Here is a 21,368-nt window from a genome sequence, read left to right as displayed (position 1 = left end):
GCCGCCTGAAGGCCGCACCCGCGCATGAGCCTCGTCAGCGTTCCCCTGCCGACCTTCATCCTGCACAGCCGCCCGTACAAGGAAACCAGCGCGCTGGTGGACTTCTTCACCCCCGAAGGCCGCCTGCGCGCCGTGCTGCGCGGCGCGCGCGGCAAGTCCGGGGCGCTGGCGCGGCCGTTCGTGCCGCTGGAGGCGGAATTCCGCGGCCGCGGCGAGCTGAAGAACGTCAGCCGCCTGGAAGCTGCCGGCATCCCCAACCTGCTGGCGGGCGAGGCGCTGTTCAGCGGCTTGTATCTGAACGAACTGCTGATTCGTGTGCTGCCGGCCGAGGTCGCCCATCCCGGGTTGTTCGAGCACTACCGCGCGACCCTGCCGGCGTTGGCCGCCGGACGCCCGCTGGAGCCCTTGCTGCGTGCCTTCGAATGGCGGCTGCTGGACGAGCTGGGCTATGGTTTCGCCCTCGATCGCGATATTGTCGGACAAGATATCGTCCCCGGCGGCCTCTACCGCCTGCTGCCCGACGCCGGCCTGGAGCCGGTGGGCGGCTTCCAGCCGGGCCTGTTCCACGGCGCCGACCTACTGGCCATGGCCGAGGCCGACTGGAGCGCCCCCGGCGCCCTGGCCGCGGCCAAGCGCCTGATGCGCCAGGCCCTGGCGCCGCACCTCGGCGGCCGACCGCTGGTCAGCCGCGAACTCTTCATGAATCGCAAGGAACCTCCCCGTGACTGAAGCCAACCGCATCCTCCTCGGCGTCAACATCGACCACGTCGCGACCCTGCGCCAGGCCCGCGGCACCCGCTACCCGGACCCGGTGAAAGCGGCGCTGGACGCCGAGGAAGCCGGCGCCGACGGCATCACCGTGCACCTGCGCGAGGACCGCCGGCACATCCAGGACCGCGACGTGCGCGTGCTCGCCGAGGTGCTGCAGACGCGCATGAACTTCGAGATGGGCGTGACCGAGGAGATGCTGGCCTTCGCCGAGGCGATCCGCCCGGCGCATGTCTGCCTGGTCCCGGAAACCCGCCAGGAACTGACTACCGAGGGCGGCCTGGACGTGGCCGGCCAGGAGGCGCGCATCCACGCCGCGGTGCAGCGCCTGGCCGCCGCCGGCTGCGAGGTGTCGCTGTTCATCGACGCCGACCCGCGGCAGATCGAAGCCTCCGCCCGCGTCGGCGCGCCGGCCATCGAACTGCACACCGGGCGCTACGCCGACGCCCACGGCGCGGCGGAAACCGCGCTGGAACTGGCGCGCATCCGCGACGGCGTGGAGGCCGGCCTGTCCCACGGACTGATCGTCAACGCCGGCCACGGCCTGCACTACCACAACGTAGAGGCTGTGGCGGCGATCGCCGGGATCAACGAACTGAACATCGGCCACGCCCTGGTGGCCCACGCGCTGTTCGTCGGCTTCAAGCAGGCGGTGGCGGAGATGAAGGCGTTGATCGTGGCGGCGGCCAAGCGCTGAGCCCTAGGGGTTCCGGGCGCGGCCTCGGCGTTGGTGGAGGCCGCGGTGTATCGGCGTATAACCGCGAACGGTTATACGCCCTACGCCGAGACTGCTTTTCGTAGGATGGTGTTGAGCGAAGCGATACCCATATCACCGCAACCGCATGGGTATCGCAAGCTCAACCCATCCTACGAAAAGCCGTGCTTCCTGGAACCGTAGGAGCGGGCCCTGCCCGCGATTCGCGCGCAGGGCGCGTGCGCAGGCCTAGGGCTTGCGCGCCACCAGGGTGGCGCGCAGCGGCGCCGGCAGGCCTTCGATGGTGCGGCTGGGGTCGTGCGGGTCGAGGAATTCCGGCAGCGACTGGTAGCGCATCCATTGGGTGGAACGCTGTTCCTCCACCGTGGTGCGGCTCTGGTCGACGCAGCGCACATCCGTGAAGCCGGCGCGGCGCAGCCACAGTTCCAGGGCCGCCACCGAGGGCAGGAACCAGACGTTGCGCATCTGCGCGTAGCGGTCCTCCGGCACCAGCACCGTGGTGACGTCGCCTTCCACCACCAGGGTTTCCAGCACCAGTTCGCCGCCGCGGCGCAGGCAGTCCTTGAGCGCGTAGAGATGGTCGATGGGCGAGCGGCGGTGGTAGAGCACGCCCATGGAGAACGCGGTGTCGAAGCCTTCCAGGCTCGAAGGCAGCTCCTCCAGGGTGAGCGGCAGGTGCCAGGCGGGCAGCTCCGGCAGGTAGCGCTTCATCGCCAGGAACTGGCAGAAGAACAGCCAGTTCGGGTCCACGCCCACCACGCTGCGGGCACCGGCGCCGAGCATGCGCCACTGGTAGTAGCCGTTGCCGCAGCCGACGTCGAGGATGCGCTTGCCGGCCAGGTCCAGGTGTGGCGAGACGCGCTCCCATTTCCAGTCCGAACGCCACTCGGTATCGATGTGCACGCCGAACACGTCGAAGGGCCCCTTGCGCCAGGGGATCAGCCCCTGCAGGGCGGTCCTCAGCGCTGCGCGGGTGGTGTCGTCGCAGGGGCCTTCCAGGGCGAAGCAGCGGGCCAGCTCGACGCTTTCGGCGCGCAGTCCGGGCAACTGGTCGACGGCGGCCAGCCAGCGTTCCAGGTCGCCGTGGCCGTCCGCCACCTTGGCCGCGAGCTGCGCGGCGAGGGATTCGCTCCAGGCTTGCAGGGGTGTGCTGGCCAGTTCCCGGCGCAGGCTGTCGAGGGCGAAGCGTTCGATCATGGCAGGGCGACCAGCGAGGCGAAGTTCAGGCACTGGAACCACGGCACCACCTTGGAGAAACCGGCCTGGGCCAGGCGCTCGCGGTGCTCGTCCAGGGTGTCCGGGCGCATCACGTTCTCGATGGCGGTGCGCTTCTGGGCGATCTCCAGCTCGCTGTAGCCGTTGGCGCGCTTGAAGTCCAGGTGCAGCTCGTTCAGCAGCTCCTGCTCGGCGTCGTCGCTGAAGCGCAGCTTCTCCGAGAGGATGAGCGCGCCGCCGGGCAGCAGGGCCTGGCGGATGCGCTGCAGCAGCTCCAGGCGCTTGCCCGGCTCGATGAACTGCAGGGTGAAGTTCATGGCCACCAGCGAGCAGCTCTGGAAGTCCATGGCCAGGATGTCCGCCTCCAGCAGGTCCGCCGGCAGCAGTTCCTGGTACATGGCGTCCTGGGCGCTGAGGTACTCGCGGCAGCGCGCCAGCATGGCGGCGGAGTTGTCCACGCCCAGCACCCGGCAGCCATCGGCCCTGACGTGGCGGCGCAGCGCCTGGGTCACCGCGCCCAGCGAGCAGCCCAGGTCGTAGATCAGGCTGTGCGGCTGGGCGAAGCGCGCGCCGAGCACGCCGATGTTCTCGACGATGGTCGGGTAGCCCGGCACCGAGCGCTTGATCATGTCCGGGAAGACGCGCGCCACGTCCTCGTTGAAGGTGAAGTCGGCGACGTGTTCCAGGGGTTGGGCGAAGATGCGGTCAGACTCGCTCACGCGGTGGGGCCTCGGTACGGTGGTGCGGACGGCCGGCGCCAGTCTCGGGCGCCGGGGTGCGCATTGTAGCCGAGCGGGGCGCGGCGCCCCAACCTCCGGGCGACGAGCCCGGCGCCTCACTTGAGCTTGTCGGAGAAGTACTCGCCGGCGCCCTGCAGCGGGCCCAAGGGGTTCTTCTTGTCTTCCACGCGGCGGATGTTCGGCTCGCCGTTGCTGACCTTGTGCACCACCACGTCGTCGATCAGCACGAACACCGGGCGGAACGACCAGCCCTGGACCTGGCGGCGCTTGCGGAAGTTGAACATGTCGGCCCAGAAGCTGCCGATGCGCTGGCTGTCGGTCTTGTTGAAGTCGAAGGAATAGCCGATGCAGCGGTCCTTGGCCTGCAGGCAGGTCACCAGGCCGTCGGGCAGGTAGTCGATGGGGATGTTCGGCTGCACGAAGAGCAGGCGCACGTCGATGAACGAGAGCATCTTGGCGTTGCCCTGGGTCAGCGGGTCGAAGCCCAGGCTGAGCAGTTGCGAGCGCGTGGTCCGGCCCGGCACCACCTGTTCGTAGCGGTGCTCGGCGTCCTGGTAGTCGATGAAGGGGGACTGCACCTCGGCGCGTTCGCTGGGTAGCAGGCTGCCGCACGCGCCAAGCATCAGACAGGTTCCAAGCATCCCCAGCAAACGGACTTCAGCACGCATGAAACCTCTCCATTCGATACTCCCTGGTATTTGATCTATAGACGATGACGGCAGCGCCTGCCGGACTTTTCTACAGGGCGAATGTGTCAGTCGACAGAGACCAGGTACTCGCGCATCAGCGGTGCCCAGGCGTCGCCTTCGCGCAGCCTGCGCAGGCCCTCGTCGAGCTGCGCCAGGCGTGCGTCGGCGTTCTTCAGGTGTGGGCTCAGGGCCACGTACATCGGCCGCGGGCTGGGCAGCTCGCCGGCGCTGCGGACCTGCCCGGCAAGGCCCTGGCGCTGAAGGTAGCGGTCGACGATGCGGCGGTCCTCGACCACCACGTCGACGCGGCCGAGCAGCAGCTTCTGCAGGTTGCGTTCGAGCACGCGCTCGCCGCTGAGGACCTGAACCCGCTCGTGGTCGTCCAGGTTGCGGTCGCGCCAGGCGTCCAGTTGCTCGCCGTAGGAATAGCCCTGCGCCAGGCCGACGGCGAGCCCGTCGAGGGAGGCCGGGTCGCGGTAGCGCCAGTCGCTGTCGGCGCGGGTGTAGAAATGCATGTCGGCCCAGGCGATGGGCTCGCGGCCGATCAGCAGCCCCTGGCTTTCCTCCGCGTAGGCGCCGATCACCCCGTCGATCAGGCCTTCGCGGGCCATCTGCAGGGCCCGCGACCAGGGCAGGTTCTCGAACTGCGGCGGCTCGGGCAGGGCCTGGCCCAGGCCTTCGAGCAGGTAGCCGGGTTTCTCCGGCGTCTGCGGGCACAGGTAGGGGCACCAGTCGTCGCCGCCCAGGCGCAGCGGCTCGGCGGTGGCGCCCAGGGCTGCCGCGCAGCACAGGGCGGTGAGGGTGGAGCGCAGCATGGCGTCCTCAGGCGAGGGGGTTCGCCTGCGAGTATGGCAGAGGCGTATGGCGCGCACTAACCGAGGCGGCGATGCCCAGTTGGCCGAGCCAGTAGCTGAGCATGATGGCGTAGCCGGAACCGGCGAAGGGCGAGACGAAGCGGTTGATGCCGATCATGCCGTCGGAGATCACGAACAGCAGGGCGCCGGCGGCGGCCAGGTGGGCGCCGGGCGAGGCCTGCGGCAGCCGGGCCAGGGCGCGCCAGAGCATGCTGGCGATCACCAGGCTGTACGCCGCGATGGGCAGGCGCAGCGGGCCCAGGCCCTGGCGGTCGAGCAGCAGGAACAGCCCGCCGCCCAGCACCACGGCGCAAGCCAGGGCCAATGGCGCGGGGCGCCGTGTCTCGCCAAGGTAGGCGGCGAGGTAGGCCAGGTGAGCGAGGAGGAAGGCGCACAGGCCGGGCACGAAGGCATTCAGCGGCCATTCCAGCAGCACGTCGCCGAGCAGCGATAGCGCCAGGCCCAGGGTGATCCAGCGGCGGTAGGCGGTGGCGGGTTCGCGGCTCACCCAGCCCAGCAGGGCGATGATCGGCAGCGGCTTGCAGAGCATGCGCAGCCAGGGCAGGTCGAGGGCGATGCCGAGCAGGTAGGCGAGGCCGGCGAGGACGGCCAGGGGGAGCAGCCAGCGCATCTGTCGATTCTCCGCAGCAGGGTGCGTCGACTGTGCCGCAGCCGTCGCCGCCGCCCCAGGCCGCGGGCGTCAGATCGGGTGGTATTTGGCGCCGCGTTCAGTACGCCTTGAGCGCGCAGTCGAAGGTGCGCTCGGGGGCGACGTCAGCCTCCCAGGGGCGGCGGTAGGCCAGTTGCAGATGGTCCTCGCCGCTGGCGGTGACGCGGAAGCGCCAGGTGGACTCGCCGGCGCTGCCGACCAGGCCGCTGTCCTCGGGGTTGTTGTAGACCTCCGGGCCCAGGCTGGCCAGCACGTGGCTGGCAGGGTTGCGCACTTCCCAGCGGAAACCGGTGGTGGGGTTGCTCGGCAGCATCAGCACCAGTTCCTGGCCCTGGTGAAGTTCCAGGGGCTTGCAGGGCTTGTCGTCTTCCAGGCTGACCACGGGCTTGGGTTGGCTGGCGCAGGCGGCGAGCAACAGCAGGGGCAGGGCGAGCAGGGGGCGGGGCGACGGCATGACGACTCCTCGGGCTGGGTCCGGACAGGCGGGAGGATATCGCAAAGGTCCGACGCGGTGGGGCCATACGTCCCCAGGGAACGGCATGGGTGAGAGGCTCTTCGTAGGCGCGAGCCGTGTCAGCCTGCAGCTCGCGCCGGGATGGCCGGCCATCGCGGACAAGGTCCGCTCCTACGGGGGAATGCCGTGCCTCGGGGCAACCTGCGGGCCCTGCCCGCGATTTCGCGCGCAGGGCGCGCTCCTACATGGGAATGGTGTAGGTGGGGCGGCGTAGGAGCGGATCCCATCCGCGAATCGCGCCGGGACGTCCGGCTATCGCGGATAAGGTCCGCTACGGGGGAATGCCGTGCCTCGGGGCAACCTGTAGGAGCGGGCCCTGCCCGCGATTTCGCGCGCAGGGCGCGCTCCTACATGGGAATGGTGTAGGTGGCGCGGCGTAGGAGCGGATCCCATCCGCGAATTGCGCCGGGATGGCCGGCGATCACGGACAAGGTCCTACGGGGGAATGCCGTGCCTCGGGGCAACCTGTAGCGGGCCCTGCCCGCGATTTCGCGCGCAGGGCGCGCTCCTACATGGGAATGGTGTAGGTGGGGCGGCGTAGGAGCGGATCTCATCCGCGAATCGCGCCGATAGTTCCGGCTATCGCGGACAAGGTCCGCTCCTACACCCTCCGGCAAACACAACACCCCGTAGGATGGTGTTGAGCGAAGCGATACCCATCACCAGTGTCCGATGGGTATCGCAAGCTCAACCCACCCTACGAAGAGCGTTCCGGCGCAGCGCTGGCCCTCAGGCCGGGAACAGCACCTTGGCCACGTCGCCGTAGCGCTTGGCGAAGTGCACCGTCAGGCCTTCCTTGAGGTAGTCCGGCAGTTCCTCGAAGTCGCCGCGGTTGGCTTCGGGCAGGATCAGCTCGTGGATCTTCTGCCGGCGCGCCGCGATCACCTTCTCGCGCACCCCGCCGATGGGCAGCACCTGGCCGGTGAGGGTCAGCTCGCCGGTCATGGCCACGCCCTTCTTCGGCGCCTGGTTGCGCGCCAGGGACAGCAGCGCGCTGGCCATGGTCACGCCGGCGCTGGGGCCGTCCTTGGGCGTGGCGCCCTCGGGCACGTGCAGGTGGACGAAGGCCTGGTCGAAGAAGTTGGCGTCGCCACCGTACTTCTTCAGGTTGGCGGTGATGTAGCTGTAGGCGATTTCCGCCGACTCCTTCATCACGTCACCCAGTTGCCCGGTCAGCTTGAAGCCGCGGTTCAGCGTGTGGATGCGCGTCGCCTCTATGGGCAGGGTGGCGCCGCCCATGCTGGTCCAGGCCAGGCCGGTGATGACGCCGATGCCGGAGAGCAGCTGCTCGGTGCGGAACACCGGCATGCCGAGGTAGCTCTCCAGGTCCTTGGCGCCGATCTTCAGCTTGGCCTCGGGGTCTTCCAGCAGCTTGACCACGGCCTTGCGCACCAGCTTGCCGAGCTGTTTCTCCAGCTGCCGCACCCCGGCCTCGCGGGCGTAGCCCTCGATCACCGCGCGCAGGGCGGCGTCGTTGATCGACAGCCGCTCCTTCGGCACCCCGGCCTTTTCCAGCTGCTTGGGCCACAGGTGACGCTTGGCGATGGCCAGCTTCTCCTCGGCGATGTAGCCGGACAGGCGGATGACCTCCATGCGGTCGAGCAGCGGCCCGGGGATGGAGTCCAGGGTGTTGGCCGTGCAGACGAACAGCACCTTGGACAGGTCCAGGCGCAGGTCCAGGTAGTGGTCGAGGAATTCCACGTTCTGTTCCGGGTCCAGCGTCTCCAGCAGCGCCGAGGCCGGGTCGCCCTGGTAGCTGGCGCCGAGCTTGTCGATCTCGTCGAGCATGATCACCGGGTTCATCACCTCGACGTCTTTCAGCGCCTGCACCAGCTTGCCCGGCAGGGCGCCGATGTAGGTGCGGCGGTGGCCCTTGATCTCCGCCTCGTCGCGCATGCCGCCGACGCTGAAGCGGTAGAACGGCCGGCCGAGGCTCTCGGCGATGGACTTGCCGATGCTGGTCTTGCCCACCCCGGGCGGGCCCACCAGCAGCACGATGGAGCCGGCGATCTCGCCCTTGAAGGCGCCCACGGCGAGGAATTCGAGGATGCGGTCCTTGACGTCTTCGAGGCCGGCGTGGTGCTTGTCCAGCACCTTGCGCGCGTGGGGCAGGCTGAGCTTGTCCTTGCCCAGCACGCCCCAGGGCACCGCGGTGGCCCAGTCCAGGTAGTTGCGGGTGACCGCGTATTCCGGCGAGCCGGTCTCCAGGATCGACAGCTTGTTCAGCTCCTCGTCGATGCGCTTCTTCGCCTGCTCGGGGAGGATCTTGCCTTCCAGGCGGGCGCGGAACTCGTCGGCGTCGGCGCTCTTGTCGTCCTTGGTGATGCCCAGCTCCTGCTGGATGGTCTTGAGCTGCTCCTTGAGGAAGAACTCGCGCTGGCGCTCGCCGATCTTGCGGTTGACCTCGGCCGACAGCTCCTTCTGCAGGCGCGCGACTTCCACCTCCTTGCGCAGCAGCGGCAGGACCTTCTCCATGCGCTTGAGCATCGGCACCGTGTCCAGCACCTCCTGCAGCTCGTTGCCGGGGGCGGTGGTCAGGGCCGCGGCGAAGTCGGTGAGCGGCGAGGGGTCGTTGGGGTTGAAGCGGTTCAGGTAGTTCTTCAGCTCCTCGCTGTACAGCGGGTTGAGCGGCAGCAACTCCTTGATCGCGTTGATCAGCGCCATGCCGTAGGCCTTGACCTCGTCGCTGGAGTCGCTGGGCGTGTGCGGGTAGTCCACCTCCACCAGGAACGGCGGGCGGTGGCGCTTGATCCAGCCGCGGATGCGCACCCGCGCCAGGCCCTGGGCGACGAACTGCAGCTTGCCGCCCTCGCGGCTGGCATGGTGCACGCGCACCAGGGTGCCGTGCTCGGGCAGGCTGTCCGGGTCGAAGTGGCGCGGGTCGTCCGGCGGGTTGTCCATGAAGAACAGCGCCAGGCAGTGGTGGTCGGTCTTGGCCACCAGTTCCAGGGTTTCCGCCCAGGGTTCTTCGTTGACGATCACCGGCAGCACCTGCGCGGGGAAGAACGGGCGGTTGTGGATCGGGATGACGTAGACGGTGGTCGGCAGCTTCTGGCCGGGCAGCACCAGGCCGGTCCCGGTGACCTCCTCGGCGCTGTGGATATCGTGAATCTCGTCTTGGTCGCTCATGAGGCACCTGACTGATTGAACATGACAGTCTAGATGGGGAATCGGCCCGCGACTTTCAATTCCCCGACGAGCGCGGCCTGTTGCCGGAGGTTTCCCGCGGCGGGCGCAGGAAGTCGCTGGGCGGGCGGCCGAACTGGCGGCTGAACATGGCGCTGAAGGCGCTGGGCGTGGAGTAGCCGACCTCCAGCGCCGCCTCCAGCACGCTGACGCCGCTGCCCAGCAGCTCCAGGGCGCGCAGCAGCCGGGCCTGCTGGCGCCACTGGCCGAAGGTCAGCCCGGTGTCGCGCAGGAACCAGCGGCGCACCGTCTTGGCGTCGACCTTGGCCCGCGCGGCCCAGTCCTGGAGCCCGGCTTCCAGGCCCATGTCCCGGCACAGCCGGCGCAGGCGCGGCTCGTTGGGTAGCGGCAGGTGCAGGGGCAGCGCCGGCTCGCTGGTCAGCTCGTCGAGCAGCAGGCGCTGCACGCGGCCGTCGCGGCTGTCCGCCGGGACCTCGCCGGCGATGCCGACGGCGGCCAGGATCAGCTCGCGCAGCAGCGGCGAAATGGCCAGCACCGTGCACGCGGTGGGCAGGTGCGGCGCGCTGTCCGGCTCGATGTAGAGAGTGCGCACGCGCACCTCGCCGACCATCCGCGTCCAGTGCTCGACGCCGGCGGGAACCCACAGGCCACGGTTGTCCGGCACCACCCAGAGGCCGCCGGCAGTGCCCACCACCAGCACCCCGCGCACCGCGTAGAGCAACTGCGCGCGCTGGTGGCTGTGGCTGGGCACCTGGTGGCCGTCGGCGTAGTCCAGGGCGACGGCGGTCACCGGGCCGGTGGCGTGCTGGTCGCCGTGGATGGAAGGAATGTCCGCTTCTCGCATTTCATCGCCCGTTTTGCGTTAGACGGCCAGTCTCGCCCGTTACTAGCATGCTCGCCAATCCCTTCGCGCCCGGTTTTTCCCATGTCCGACTTCGCCACTGCCCTGCAACCGCTCACCGAGCAGCTCACCCGCATCGCCGACCTGCTGCAGCGCAACCTGCCGCCGCAGCCGGCCCAGGCGCTGCAGCCGGAAGTGATCGCCTACCTCTGGGAATACCGCCCCCACGCCGGGGTGGCCCAGGCGCAACTGACGCCGGTGCGCGAGCCGGCGCTGATCGCCTTCGACGACCTGCGCAACGTCGAGCGGCAGAAGGCGCTGATCGAGCGCAACACCCGCCAGTTCGTCCAGGGCCGCCCGGCCAACAACGTGCTGCTCACCGGCGCCCGCGGCACCGGCAAGAGTTCGCTGGTGAAGGCCTGCCTGCACGCCTTCCACGCCGAGGGCCTGCGCCTGATCGAGGTGGACAAGGAGCACCTGGGCGACCTGCCGCAGATCATCGAGCTGGTCCGCCAGCGCCCGGAGCGCTTCATCCTGTTCTGCGACGACCTCTCCTTCGAGGACGGCGAGACCGGCTACAAGGGCCTGAAGACGGTGCTCGACGGCTCGGTGGCGGGGCAGGCCGGCAACGTGCTGATCTACGCCACCTCCAACCGCCGCCACCTGCTGGCCGAGCGCGCCGCCGACAACCTGGCCTTCTCCCGCGGCGAGAACGGCGAGCTGCACCCGGGCGAGGCGGTGGAAGAGAAGGTCTCGCTGTCCGAACGTTTCGGCCTGTGGATTTCCTTCTATGCCTTCAGCCAGGACGAATACCTGGAGGCGGTGGCGCGCTGGCTGCAGTCCCACGGCCTGGGCGAGGAGGCCATCGAGGCCAGCCGCGCCGAGGCGATCCGCTGGGCCACCCACCGCGGCTCGCGCTCCGGACGCATCGCCGCGCAGTTCGCCCGCGACTACGCCGGGCGCCACGCCGGCTGACCGGCGCGGCTGGGCAGGGCCGCGCAACTTCGCTAGAGTGCGGGAAAGCCACGCACGCCTCCAGCCGATGTTGCACGCACGTCTCGCTCGCCTGCCCGAGCAGTCCCACGCCCACGACCACGAACATCACCAACTGGTGATGGCCCTGGCCGGCCGCGCCGAGTTCGAGGTCGACGGGCGCGGCGGCGAGGTCTGCCGCATGCGCGCCTGCCTGGTGCCGGGCGATGCCCGGCATGCCTTCGCCGGCACGGGCGACAACCGCATGCTGATCCTCGACCTGCAGGCGCCAGGCGTGGCGGACGAGGACCGCGAGCTGCTGGCGCGGCTGTTCGAGGCGCCGCGCTACCCGACGCTGGACGCCGACTTCCAGAACCTGCTCAGCTACGCCGGCGCGGAACTGGCGCGCTACGGCAGCGACCCGCTGCTGGCCAGGGCGCTGGGCGGCGTACTGCTGCGCGCCCTGCACCTGCGCCTGTTCGGCGAGACGCCCCGGCCGCCCACCGGCCCGCTGGACATGCAGCGCCTGGACGGGCACATCCGCAGCCACCTGGCGCGGCGCATCACGGTGGCCGAACTGGCCCAGGTGGCCTGCCTGAGCCCCAGCCATTTCCACGCTCAGTTCAAGGACAGCGTCGGCCTGACGCCGCACCAGTACCTGCTCAAGCAGCGCCTGGACGCCGCCGCGCGCCTGCTGCGTGAGACCGACCTGGCGCTGGTGCGGGTGGCGGAGGAGTGCGGCTTCTCCAGCCAGAGCGCCCTGACCACGGCGATGCGCCGCTACCTGGGGCTCACGCCCGGGGCCCTGCGTCGAGGTTGAGCCGGCCGCCTTAGGGGCCGGTGATGTCGCGGGAGTCGACCTCGGCGCGGTAGCCGGGGCCGACGTCGAAGAGCACGAAGTAGGGCACCGCCGGGCGCTGGAAGGTCAGGCTGGAGTCGGCGCCGAGGCGTTCTTCCAGCAGCGCCTGGCCGTCATGGCCGAGGACCCGCAGCTTCACGCCCTGCGCCTGGCTGCCGTCGCTGAAGCCGCCCAGGCAGCGGATGCGCTCGGCGTCCAGGGCCTTGCATTCGAGGAAGGGCGCGTGGGCCATTGCCTGCGGGGCGAGGCCCAGCAGGAGGAGGGGAAGCAGGGCTTTCATTGGGATGCTCCTTGGCGGTCGAGCCAGGCCACCAGCGACGGGGAGGCCTCGGCGAGGGGCAGGCTGGCCTGGTGCACGCTGCCGTCCCAGGCTTCGACGGTCAGCCACAACTGGTCGTCGGCGCGCGCGCGTGGCGGTACCGCCACCTCGGTGAACTGCTGGTACGGGCTGCCGCTGAGCAGCGCGCCGGGGGCGCTCAGGCTGTAGGGCCGGCCGATGCGCAGGTAGGCCGCGCGGATGCGCTGCTCGCAGCCCTGGCACCAGGCCAGGGTGAAGGCCTTGAGGTGGCCGGCGCGGCCTTCGTCCTCGGGGTCGCCGACTTCCCATTCGGCCAGGCGCGCGTGCCAGGGGCCGACCTGCAGTTCGCCGACCTCGCGTTCGCCCAGGCCGGTGAGGCCGCGGTCGACGCGGGCGTCGTGGAGGAACGCCGGCAGGTAGCCGAGGGGGATCAGCACCAGCAGGGCGCTGAGGTGGAAGCGCCAGCGCAGCCACTGGCGGCGCAGGCGCGAAGATTGACGGGCGGGCATGGCGTTCACTCCGTGAGGGCCGCGGTGCGCTGCGGGGCGCGTTGCTTCTTCAACTGCTTGGCGGTGGCCAGCAGGGTGCGCTTGCTCCAGATCTGCAGGCCGCTGAGCACCATCAGGCTGAGCAGCAGGCCGAAGGCGAACCAGATCAGTTTCACCCAGAGCCCGCCGAAGTCGCCCACGTGCAGCGGGCGCATGGATTCGCTGAAGAACTCCAGGCCGCTGCGGTCGCCCAGGCGCCGGGTGGCGGCCAGGCTGCCGTCGTAGGGGTTGACCTTGGCGCGCTCGAACAGCAGCGGGAACCAGCCGTGGCCGAGCAGGCCGATGGGCGCGAAGGCGTCGCCCGGCAGCGTCAGGTAGCGCGGCTCGAAGCCGGGAATCTCGCGCTGCGCGACGGCCAGCGCCTGGTCCAGGCCGATGCGCGGCGGCGGCCCGCCGTCGACGCCCGGCGGCACCTGCTCGGGCTGGATGATGGCCGGCACGCCCTCGCTGGAGATGGAAATGGCGTTGTCATAGAGCACCGCCTGGACCAGGAACCAGGTGCCGCTGACGGCGATCACCGTGATGAACCAGATCGACCAGATCCCGGTCAGGCGGTGGAAGTCGCCCCAGAAGATGCGCGCGCCCTGGTTCAGGCGCAGGCGCGGGGCGAGGAAGCCGCGCCAGAAGCGCTTGTAGACCACCAGCCCGGTGACCAGCGAGGCCAGCATCGGCAGGCCCAGCAGCGTCACCAGGTACCAGCCCCAGCTGTAGCCGTGGCTGAAGGGCACCAGCCACCAGCCGTGCAGGGCGCGGGTGAAGTTGCGGAAGTCGAACAGCGGCGCCTCGCCCTGGATGGCGCCGCTGTACGGGTTGACGTAGAGGGTGGCGTTGCGCGCGTCCGGGTAGCTGACCTGGGCTTCTATGGCGAAGTGCCTTTCGCTCGGCACGTGCAGGCCTTGCACATGGGCCTGCGGCTGCTGGCGCCGGACCGCGGCCAGCAGGGCGTCGTAGCCCAGGCGCTGGGCGTCGCCGGGCGGCGCGTTGGCGCGGATGGCCGGGTTGGCCAGCCAGACGATCTCCTGGCTGACGGTGGCCAGGGTGCCGGTGATGCACACCAGGAAGACGAAGAACCAGATGGGCAAGGCCAGCCAGCTGTGGATCAGGAACCAGTTCCTGGCACGGGATTTCTTGGACATGGGAGCTTCAGGCTTCACGCAGTGAGGAGGCGGCGATGCCGCCGGGGCCCCGCCATTGGCCGGGGATTCTATGGATAAGGACGGATGAGACGGAGAAATCGGCCAGTGGGTTTGCAATAAATTATTTCATCGCTCCGGTTGCCGGTTTTGCCCCGCTCGTTCGTCTTCATTAGAGAAAGCCGCAATGGCGGCCCGGAAAAGGACTCTTTCGTGACCCTCCACCCTCGCTTCCCCGACGCGGCCGCCGACGGCCGGCCCGAGGTCCTGCCGCTGGCGCTGCGCCGCGAACTGCGCCCGGCGCGCAAGCTGCTCGAACGCGCCGGCCTGCGTTGCAGCCTGCCGCGCCTGAAGGTACTGGACGTGCTCTGTTCCGGCGGCTTCTACAGCGTGTCGGCGCTGCACCAGCGCCTGCTGGACGAAGCCGCGCCCATCTCGCCCAACTGCGTGCGCCAGACCTTGCGGCGCCTGCATGCCAGCGGCGTGCTGCGTCGCGATGCGCAGCGCCGCTACGGCCTGGAGACAGAGCTGTTGGCTTAGGGCCGAGGGGGTCGTGGACGAACGATTGGCGTGTCGGCCGGCCAACCCGGTCTACAGTTGAAGTGTCGATCATTCGTTGAAAGAACCTGAGGGAGTGTAGCCATGAGCCAGCTGTTCGAGCCCCTGACCCTGCGCCAACTGACCTTGCCCAACCGCATCGGCGTTTCCCCCATGTGCCAGTACTCGGCCGAGGACGGCCTGGCCAACGATTGGCACCTGGTGCACCTGGGCAGCCGCGCCGTGGGTGGCGCGGGCCTGGTCCTGGTGGAGGCCACCGCGGTGGTTCCGGAAGGGCGCATCACCGACCGCGACCTGGGCCTGTGGAAGGACGAGCAGGTCGAGCCCCTGCGGCGCATCACCCGTTTCATCGAATCCCAGGGCGCTGTGGCCGGCATCCAGCTGGCCCACGCCGGGCGCAAGGCCAGCACCTATGCGCCCTGGCTGGGCAAGCCGGGGAGCATGCCGGTGGCCGAGGGCGGCTGGGTGCCGCTGGCACCGTCGGCCATCGCCTTCGACCCCAAGCACACCACGCCCACGGCGCTGACCGAGGCGCAGATGGCCGAGGTCACCCAGGCTTTCGTCCGCTCCGCCGAGCGCGCCCTGGCGGCGGGCTTCAAGGTGGTGGAGGTGCACGCGGCCCACGGCTACCTGCTGCACCAGTTCCTCTCGCCGCTGTCCAACCAGCGCCGCGACCAGTACGGCGGCTGTTTCGAGAACCGCATCCGCTACCTGCTGGAAGTGACCCAGGCGGTGCGCGAGGTGTGGCCTGAAGAACTACCGCTGCTGGTGCGCCTGTCGGCCACCGACTGGGTGGAGGACGGCTGGAACCCCGACGAGACGGTGGCGCTGGCCCGGCGCCTGAAGGACCTGGGCGTCGACCTGATCGACGTGTCCTCCGGCGGCACCGCGGTGAACGCCGAGATTCCGGTGGGCCCGGGCTACCAGACGCAGTTCGCCGAGCGCGTGCGCAAGGAGGCCGAGATCGCCAGCAGCACCGTCGGCATGATCACCGAGCCGGTGCAGGCCGAGCACATCCTGCGCACCGGCCAGGCCGACCTGATCCTGCTGGCCCGCGAGCTGCTGCGCGAGCCCTACTGGCCGCTCAACGCCGCCGACGAGCTGGGCGGCCAGCAGGTGCCCTGGCCGGCGCAGTACCTGCGCGCGGCCCAGCGCGGCACGCCGATGCGCAAACCCCTGGGCGAAGCCTGAGGCCATGGCGCGCCGTCCGTCGGGCGGCGCGCCAGCACTTTCGTACAACAAAATGTGAAATGGATCGTATGCAGGCATTTTGCTGCTATGCTCCGCCGCAACGCGTCAGGACGACGCATTTCCCACTGGTACACGCATGGACGCACGCACCCCACCCTCCGCCGTGCCGGAATCGGAGATCGCCCTGTTGGCGAACATCCTGGCCCTGGCGACGCGCAACATGTCCGCCCTCAGCACCCTGATCGGCCAGCTTTCCCTGGAGCTGGGCCGCAGCGCCGACCCGCACCTGCAGCAGGTCGGCCAGCGCGCCCTGAACGACATCGCCCACCTGGCCGGCGACCTGGAAACCCAGTGGGAGCTGATCGGCAGCCTGGCGCGCTTCTGCCCGCTGCTCAAGCGCAGCCAGCTCAAGCCCGAGCCGCTGCTGACGGAAATCCACATCACCGAGCTGCCCAGCGCCGAATGAGCCTTTGATCGGGATCAGGCCCTGGCCGCCGGGGCGGGACTAGCCTGTCCTGACCATTCCCCGAAAGGAGCCCGGCCATGAAAGCCCTGGTCTACCGCGGTGTCGGCGACATCGCCCTGGAAGAGCGCCCCGACCCCGAACTGCAGGCGCCCGGCGACGCCGTGGTGCGCCTGCTCCGCACCACCCTCTGCGGCACCGACCTGCACATCATCAAGGGCGACGTGCCAGCCTGCCGACCCGGGCGCATCCTCGGCCACGAGGGCGTCGGGGTGGTCGAGCAGGTCGGCGCGGCGGTCAGCCAGTTCAAGCCCGGCGACCGCGTGCTGATCTCCTGCATCAGCGCCTGCGGCAAGTGCGACTTCTGCCGCAAGGGCATGACCTCGCACTGCCGCACCGGCGGCTGGATCCTCGGCCACCTGATCGACGGCACCCAGGCCGAGAAGGTGCGCATCCCCCACGCCGACACCAGCCTGTACCACCTGCCCGCCGAGGCGGACGAGGAGGCGATGGTGATGCTCAGCGACATCCTCCCCACGGGCTTCGAGTGCGGCGTGCTCAACGGCCGCGTGCAGCCCGGCGGCAACCTCGCCATCGTCGGTGCCGGCCCGGTGGGCCTGGCCGCGCTGCTCACCGCGCAGTTCTACTCGCCGGCGCGGATCATCATGATCGACCTGGACGACAACCGCCTGGAAGTGGCGAAGGGCTTCGGCGCCACCGACTGCTTCAACGCCGGCGACCCGCAGTTGCTGGAGAAGGTGAGGGCGCTGACCGACGGCCTGGGCGTGGACAGCGCGGTGGAAGCGGTGGGCGTGCCGAGCACCTTCAGCCTGTGCGAGGAACTGATCGCGCCCGGCGGCGACATCGCCGTGCTGGGCGTGCACGGGGTGCCGGTGGAGTTGCACCTGGAGCGCCTGTGGTCGCACAACATCACCCTGCGCACCCGCCTGGTGGACGCGGTGACCACGCCGATGCTGCTCAAGAGCGTGCAGGCCGGCAAGCTGCAGCCCGAACAGCTGATCACCCACCGCTTCGCCCTGGGCGACATCCTCCAGGCCTACGAGACCTTCGGCAAGGCGGCGCAGAACAAGGCGTTGAAGGTGATCATCGAGGTTTGATGGCGGGGGGGCTTTGCGTATTTTCGTAGGAGCGAGCTTGCTCGCGAACCGTGTATTCCTGCGATGTTGGCGTGGTGTATTGACTCCGCTCCCTCTCCCCAACCCTCTCCCTGAAGGGAGAGGGGGCTGTCCGTGCTGGCGGAAACGGGTGGTGTTTGCCGGCGAGCATCGATGTTGCGCTTCACACCGTAAGGCTCCCTCTCCCTTCAGGGAGAGGGCGGGGGGAGAGGGTTGGTGGGGCTAGCGCAAACCTTCCAGCCCCAGGCCAACCTCACCACCCCAACTGCTTATGCAACCCAAGGGCGTCGTAGTAATCCCCCTGGTAAACGATCTTTCCGTCCTTGACCTTCACGTAGCTCACACCGTCGAACGACAGCGGCTTGTTGGTCGCCGGCGTCTGCGCGTCCCAGGCGCCGGTGTTGGTGCCGCTGAAGGTCCACTGGAAGGCGATGCCGTCCTTGTCGACGATGGGCTTGCCGTTCATCTTCCACTTCAGGTCCGGCACGGCGCCGACGAAGACCTTGATCACGTTGTCCCGCGCGGCCTCGCGGCCCTTCTGCGGGGTGCCGACGGTGACGTCGAAGTACTCCGCGTCCTTGGCCAGGTAGCCGGCGGCCTTCTCGGCGTCGTGGGCGTTCCACGCGGCCATGTAGGCGTCGACTATCTGTTTCGGTGTTTCCTGGGATGAAGAGCTGGCGGCCTGGGCCAGGCCGGCGAGGGTGAACAGCGACAGCAGGTAGAAAGCTCTGACGAGGTGACGCATGCTTGCCTCCGTTGCGGGCGCGCCCGCGGGTTGTGGGCCTCAGTGCTTGAACATCACATGACGAACGGCGGTGTAGTCCTCCAGCCCGTACATGGACATGTCCTTGCCGTAGCCGGAAAGCTTCATGCCGCCATGGGGCATCTCGGTGGTCAGCATGAAGTGAGTGTTGACCCAGGTGCAGCCGTACTGCAGTCGGGCCGCCAGGCGGTGGGCGCGGCCGATGTCGCTGGTCCACACCGAGCTGGCCAGGCCGTAGTCGGAGTCGTTGGCCCAGGCCAGCGCCTGCGCCTCGTCGTCGAACTCGGTGACCGAGACCACCGGGCCGAAGATCTCGCGGCGCACCACTTCGTCGTCCTGGCGGGCGCCGGCCAGCACGGTCGGTTCGAAGAAGAAGCCGGGGCGGTCGGCGCGCTTGCCGCCGGTGACCACCTCGATGTGCGGCTGCTGGCGGGCACGCTCGACGAAGCCGATGACGCGCTCCAGGTGCTGCTCGGTGATGACCGGGCCGAGTTCGGTGTCCGGGTCGTCCTGCTCGCCGTAGCGGATGCTGGCGACGGCTTCGCCCAGTTTCTCCACGAATTTGGCGTAGATGCCCTTCTGCGCGTAGATGCGGCAGGCGGCGGTGCAGTCCTGGCCGGCGTTGTAGAAGCCGAAGGTGCGGATGCCTTCCACGGCGGCGTCGATGTCGGCGTCGTCGAAGATGATCACCGGGGCCTTGCCGCCCAGCTCCATGTGCATGCGCTTCACGGTGTCGGCGGTGCCGGCGATGATGCGGCTGCCGGTGGCGACCGAGCCGGTCAGCGAGACCATGCGCACCTTCGGGTGGGTGGTCAGCGGCTCGCCGACGCTGGGGCCGCGGCCGAAGACCAGGTTGACCACGCCGGCGGGGAAGATGTCGGCCATCAGCTCGGCCAGGCGCAGGGCGGTCAGCGGCGTCTGCTCGGAGGGCTTGAGCACCACGGTGTTGCCGGCGGCCAGGGCCGGGCCGAGTTTCCACGCGACCATCATCAGCGGGTAGTTCCAGGGCGCGATGGAGGCGACCACGCCGATCGGGTCGCGGCGGATCATCGAGGTGTGGCCGGGCAGGTATTCGCCGGCGGCGGAACCCTGCAGGCAGCGGCTGGCGCCGGCGAAGAAGCGGAACACGTCGGCGATGGCCGGCAGTTCGTCGTTCAGCGCGGCGCTGTAGGGCTTGCCGCAGTTGTTGGATTCCAGGCGGGCCAGTTCCTCGGCGTGGGCGTCGATGGTGTCGGCCAGTTTCAGCAGCAGCAGCGAGCGGTCCTTCGGCGCGGTCTGCGACCAGGCGTCGAAGGCGGCGTCGGCGGCCTGCACGGCGGCGTCGACCTGGGCCGGGGTGGCCTCGGCGATCTCCACCAGGGTAGTGCCCAGGGAGGGGTTGAGCACGGCGAGTTTCTCGCCTTCGCCAGCGACCAGTTGGCCGTTGATCAGCAGTTTGGTTTGCATTCTTTAAGTCCTCTTGGTCAGGAGCTTGTGGCGTAATCGTTGGTCTTTCTTGTGGGGCCGCCGCTTGCGGCAGTCCTGAGGGGTTCTATTTGCCACTCCCCGCCACGCCCTCGCCACCCTTGGTCAGGTAGTAGGCGCCGAGGATCGGCAGCATGGTCACCAGCATCACCAGCATGGCCACCACGTTGGTCACCGGCACGTCGCGCGGGCGCGTCAGCTGGTTGAGCAGCCAGATCGGCAGGGTGCGTTCGTGGCCGGCGGTGAAGGTGGTGACGATGATCTCGTCGAAGGACAGGGCGAAGGCCAGCATGCCGCCGGCCAGCAGGGCCGAGCCGAGGTTCGGCAGGATCACGTAGCGGAAGGTCTGCCAGCCGTCGGCGCCCAGGTCCATCGAGGCCTCGATCAGGCTGTGGGAGGTGCGGCGGAAACGGGCGATCACGTTGTTGTAGACGATCACCACGCAGAAGGTCGCGTGGCCGATGACGATGGTCAGGAAGCCCGGTTCTATCCCCAGCGTCTTGAACGCCGAGAGCAGCGCGATGCCGGTGATGATGCCGGGCAGGGCGATGGGCAGGATCAGCATCAGCGAGATGCCTTCCTTGCCGAAGAAGTCGCGGCGGTACAGCGCGGCCGCGGCCAGGGTGCCCAGGAGCATGGCGATCAGGGTGGCGATGCAGGCGATCTTCAGCGACAGGCTGATCGACTCCAGCACGTCCTGGCGGCCGAAGGCGACGCTGAACCAGTGCAGGGTGAAGCCCTGCGGCGGGAAGCTGAACGCGGCGTCCTCGGTGTTGAAGGCGTACATGAAGATGATCAGGATCGGGAAGTGCAGGAACACCAGCCCGCCCCAGGCGGCGGCTTTCAGGCCCCAGGAAGCCTTCTCTTGAGATGAGGAGTCAGAGTGCATCGAAGGCCCCCAGGCGTTTGACGATGGACAGGTACACGGCGATCAGCACGATGGGCACCAGGGTGAAGGCCGCGGCCATCGGCATGTTGCCGATCGCGCCCTGCTGGGCGTAGACCATGCTGCCGATGAAGTAGCCCGGCGGGCCCACCAGCTGCGGCACGATGAAGTCGCCGAGGGTCAGGCTGAAGGTGAAGATCGAGCCGGCGGCGATGCCCGGGATCGACAGCGGCAGGATCACTTGCAGGAAGGTCTGCCGCGGGTGCGCGCCGAGGTCCGCGCTGGCTTGCAGCAGCGACGGCGGCAGGCGCTCCAGGGAGGCCTGGATCGGCAGGATCATGAACGGCAGCCAGATGTACACGAACACCAGGAAGCGCCCCAGGTGCGAGGTGGACAGGGTGTTGCCGCCCACGCCGGGCAGGCCCAGCAGCAGGTTCAGCACGCCCTCCAGCCCCAGGTGTTGGATGAACCACTGGGCCACGCCGCCCTTGGCCAGCAGCAGGGTCCAGGCGTAGGCCTTGACGATGTAGCTGGCCCACATCGGCATCATCACCGCGATGTAGAAGAAGGCCTTGGTCTTGCCCCTGGTGTAGCGCGCCATGTAGTAGGCGATGGGGAAGGCCACCACGCCGCTGGCGATGGACACGGCGATGGCCATCGCCAGGGTGCGCTGGATGATGTCGAAGTTGGCCGGGGTGAACAGGGCGGCGAAGTTGGCCCAGGTCAGATCCGGCGTCACCGTCATGGTGAAGTCGTCGAAGGTGTAGAAGCCCTGCCACATCAGGGTCAGCAGCGAGCCCAGGTAGATGGCGCCGAACCACAGCAGCGGCGGCACCAGCAGCAGCGAGAGGTACAGCGTCGGCTTGCGGTACAGCAGGTTGGACAGCCGGCGCAGCGGGCCGTTGCCGGCCATGGGCGCCTGCGCGTTCATCGTCAGTTCCATC

The 21,368-nt window shown here is 69.1% G+C and carries 23 protein-coding genes; 8 read left to right on the top strand and 15 right to left on the bottom strand.

Features of this window, described 5'->3' with window-relative positions:
* The first annotated feature begins 24 nt into the window (after positions 1–24).
* Both recO and pdxJ read left to right on the top strand, forming a co-directional pair.
* The gene (gene recO / locus PcP3B5_RS23755; RefSeq protein ID WP_009616456.1) at positions 25–729 is read left to right on the top strand and encodes a DNA repair protein RecO; all 705 of its coding nucleotides are present in this window, start codon (positions 25–27) and stop codon (positions 727–729) included.
* Positions 722–1,465: a pyridoxine 5'-phosphate synthase gene (gene pdxJ, locus PcP3B5_RS23750; protein WP_009616458.1), complete on the top strand. Its 744-nt coding sequence runs from the start codon at positions 722–724 to the stop codon at positions 1,463–1,465. The genes recO and pdxJ overlap by 8 nt, the downstream gene beginning before the upstream one ends.
* 246 nt (positions 1,466–1,711) lie before the next feature.
* Here pdxJ and cmoB read toward each other — a convergent pair whose 3' ends face one another.
* The 8 genes from cmoB to PcP3B5_RS23710 form a co-directional block, all read right to left on the bottom strand.
* Positions 1,712–2,680 (bottom strand): tRNA 5-methoxyuridine(34)/uridine 5-oxyacetic acid(34) synthase CmoB, encoded by a 969-nt coding sequence (cmoB, locus tag PcP3B5_RS23745; RefSeq protein WP_061562581.1) that lies wholly within the window; start codon positions 2,678–2,680, stop codon positions 1,712–1,714.
* A complete protein-coding gene (gene cmoA, locus PcP3B5_RS23740; protein WP_061562580.1) occupies positions 2,677–3,417 on the bottom strand; it encodes a carboxy-S-adenosyl-L-methionine synthase CmoA in 741 nt (246 codons plus the stop codon). Before cmoA ends, cmoB begins: the two co-directional genes overlap by 4 nt.
* A gap of 116 nt (positions 3,418–3,533) precedes the next feature.
* Positions 3,534–4,106, bottom strand: coding sequence for a hypothetical protein (locus PcP3B5_RS23735; RefSeq protein ID WP_009616464.1), 573 nt, complete (start codon positions 4,104–4,106; stop codon positions 3,534–3,536).
* An 86-nt stretch (positions 4,107–4,192) separates the two neighbouring features.
* Entirely contained in the window at positions 4,193–4,942 is a 750-nt protein-coding gene (locus tag PcP3B5_RS23730) for a substrate-binding periplasmic protein (protein ID WP_061562579.1), read from the bottom strand.
* Between the two features lie 7 nt (positions 4,943–4,949).
* A complete protein-coding gene (locus tag PcP3B5_RS23725) occupies positions 4,950–5,612 on the bottom strand; it encodes a lysoplasmalogenase (RefSeq protein ID WP_061562578.1) in 663 nt (220 codons plus the stop codon).
* Between the two features lie 97 nt (positions 5,613–5,709).
* On the bottom strand, positions 5,710–6,105 hold the full coding sequence (locus tag PcP3B5_RS23720; RefSeq protein WP_043271366.1) for a protease inhibitor I42 family protein: 396 nt from the start codon (positions 6,103–6,105) through the stop codon (positions 5,710–5,712).
* Positions 6,106–6,894: 789 nt separating this feature from the next.
* A complete protein-coding gene (gene lon, locus PcP3B5_RS23715; protein ID WP_061562577.1) occupies positions 6,895–9,294 on the bottom strand; it encodes an endopeptidase La in 2,400 nt (799 codons plus the stop codon).
* A gap of 55 nt (positions 9,295–9,349) precedes the next feature.
* On the bottom strand, positions 9,350–10,156 hold the full coding sequence (locus tag PcP3B5_RS23710; protein ID WP_061562576.1) for an AraC family transcriptional regulator: 807 nt from the start codon (positions 10,154–10,156) through the stop codon (positions 9,350–9,352).
* An 81-nt stretch (positions 10,157–10,237) separates the two neighbouring features.
* Between PcP3B5_RS23710 and PcP3B5_RS23705 the strand changes: the two genes are divergently transcribed.
* Positions 10,238–11,128, top strand: a complete 891-nt coding sequence (locus tag PcP3B5_RS23705; RefSeq protein ID WP_058487291.1) for an ATP-binding protein — start codon at positions 10,238–10,240, stop codon at positions 11,126–11,128.
* Between the two features lie 67 nt (positions 11,129–11,195).
* Entirely contained in the window at positions 11,196–11,945 is a 750-nt protein-coding gene (locus PcP3B5_RS23700; protein WP_009616479.1) for an AraC family transcriptional regulator, read from the top strand.
* Between the two features lie 10 nt (positions 11,946–11,955).
* Here PcP3B5_RS23700 and PcP3B5_RS23695 read toward each other — a convergent pair whose 3' ends face one another.
* Genes PcP3B5_RS23695 through PcP3B5_RS23685 form a run of 3 tightly spaced genes read right to left on the bottom strand, consistent with a single transcriptional unit; the run spans position 11,956 to position 13,966 of the window.
* The gene (locus PcP3B5_RS23695; protein ID WP_061562575.1) at positions 11,956–12,264 is read right to left on the bottom strand and encodes a hypothetical protein; all 309 of its coding nucleotides are present in this window, start codon (positions 12,262–12,264) and stop codon (positions 11,956–11,958) included.
* Positions 12,261–12,791 carry a hypothetical protein gene (locus tag PcP3B5_RS23690; protein ID WP_061562574.1) on the bottom strand — a complete coding sequence of 177 codons (531 nt, stop codon included), beginning with the start codon at positions 12,789–12,791 and terminating at the stop codon, positions 12,261–12,263. Before PcP3B5_RS23690 ends, PcP3B5_RS23695 begins: the two co-directional genes overlap by 4 nt.
* A 5-nt stretch (positions 12,792–12,796) precedes the next feature.
* Positions 12,797–13,966, bottom strand: coding sequence for a PepSY-associated TM helix domain-containing protein (locus PcP3B5_RS23685; protein WP_061562573.1), 1,170 nt, complete (start codon positions 13,964–13,966; stop codon positions 12,797–12,799).
* 210 nt (positions 13,967–14,176) lie between these two features.
* Here PcP3B5_RS23685 and PcP3B5_RS23680 point away from each other — a divergent pair, with 210 nt between their 5' ends.
* From PcP3B5_RS23680 to PcP3B5_RS23665, 4 genes are all read left to right on the top strand, one after another.
* Positions 14,177–14,503, top strand: a complete 327-nt coding sequence (locus PcP3B5_RS23680) for a ferric uptake regulator family protein (RefSeq protein WP_237143061.1) — start codon at positions 14,177–14,179, stop codon at positions 14,501–14,503.
* A gap of 102 nt (positions 14,504–14,605) precedes the next feature.
* Positions 14,606–15,712, top strand: a complete 1,107-nt coding sequence (locus PcP3B5_RS23675; RefSeq protein ID WP_009616489.1) for an NADH:flavin oxidoreductase/NADH oxidase — start codon at positions 14,606–14,608, stop codon at positions 15,710–15,712.
* A gap of 136 nt (positions 15,713–15,848) precedes the next feature.
* Positions 15,849–16,178: a hypothetical protein gene (locus PcP3B5_RS23670; protein ID WP_061562572.1), complete on the top strand. Its 330-nt coding sequence runs from the start codon at positions 15,849–15,851 to the stop codon at positions 16,176–16,178.
* Positions 16,179–16,255: 77 nt separating this feature from the next.
* On the top strand, positions 16,256–17,293 hold the full coding sequence (locus tag PcP3B5_RS23665) for a zinc-dependent alcohol dehydrogenase family protein (protein WP_061562571.1): 1,038 nt from the start codon (positions 16,256–16,258) through the stop codon (positions 17,291–17,293).
* A 271-nt stretch (positions 17,294–17,564) separates the two neighbouring features.
* On the opposite strand, the gene PcP3B5_RS23660 is transcribed toward PcP3B5_RS23665, so the two are convergent.
* The 4 genes from PcP3B5_RS23660 to PcP3B5_RS23645 form a co-directional block, all read right to left on the bottom strand.
* Positions 17,565–18,056, bottom strand: coding sequence for an ester cyclase (locus PcP3B5_RS23660; RefSeq protein ID WP_058073172.1), 492 nt, complete (start codon positions 18,054–18,056; stop codon positions 17,565–17,567).
* A gap of 39 nt (positions 18,057–18,095) precedes the next feature.
* Entirely contained in the window at positions 18,096–19,520 is a 1,425-nt protein-coding gene (locus PcP3B5_RS23655; protein ID WP_061562570.1) for a gamma-aminobutyraldehyde dehydrogenase, read from the bottom strand.
* Positions 19,521–19,605: 85 nt separating this feature from the next.
* A complete protein-coding gene (locus tag PcP3B5_RS23650) occupies positions 19,606–20,427 on the bottom strand; it encodes an ABC transporter permease (protein ID WP_043314960.1) in 822 nt (273 codons plus the stop codon).
* Positions 20,417–21,367: an ABC transporter permease gene (locus PcP3B5_RS23645; RefSeq protein ID WP_061562569.1), complete on the bottom strand. Its 951-nt coding sequence runs from the start codon at positions 21,365–21,367 to the stop codon at positions 20,417–20,419. The genes PcP3B5_RS23650 and PcP3B5_RS23645 overlap by 11 nt, the downstream gene beginning before the upstream one ends.
* Between the last annotated feature and the right edge of the window lies 1 nt (position 21,368).

Source organism: Pseudomonas citronellolis (genome assembly GCF_001586155.1).
Classification (GTDB): domain Bacteria; phylum Pseudomonadota; class Gammaproteobacteria; order Pseudomonadales; family Pseudomonadaceae; genus Pseudomonas; species Pseudomonas citronellolis.
Note: the sequence above shows the minus strand (reverse complement) of the source record. Positions and strands in the feature narration are given on the sequence as shown.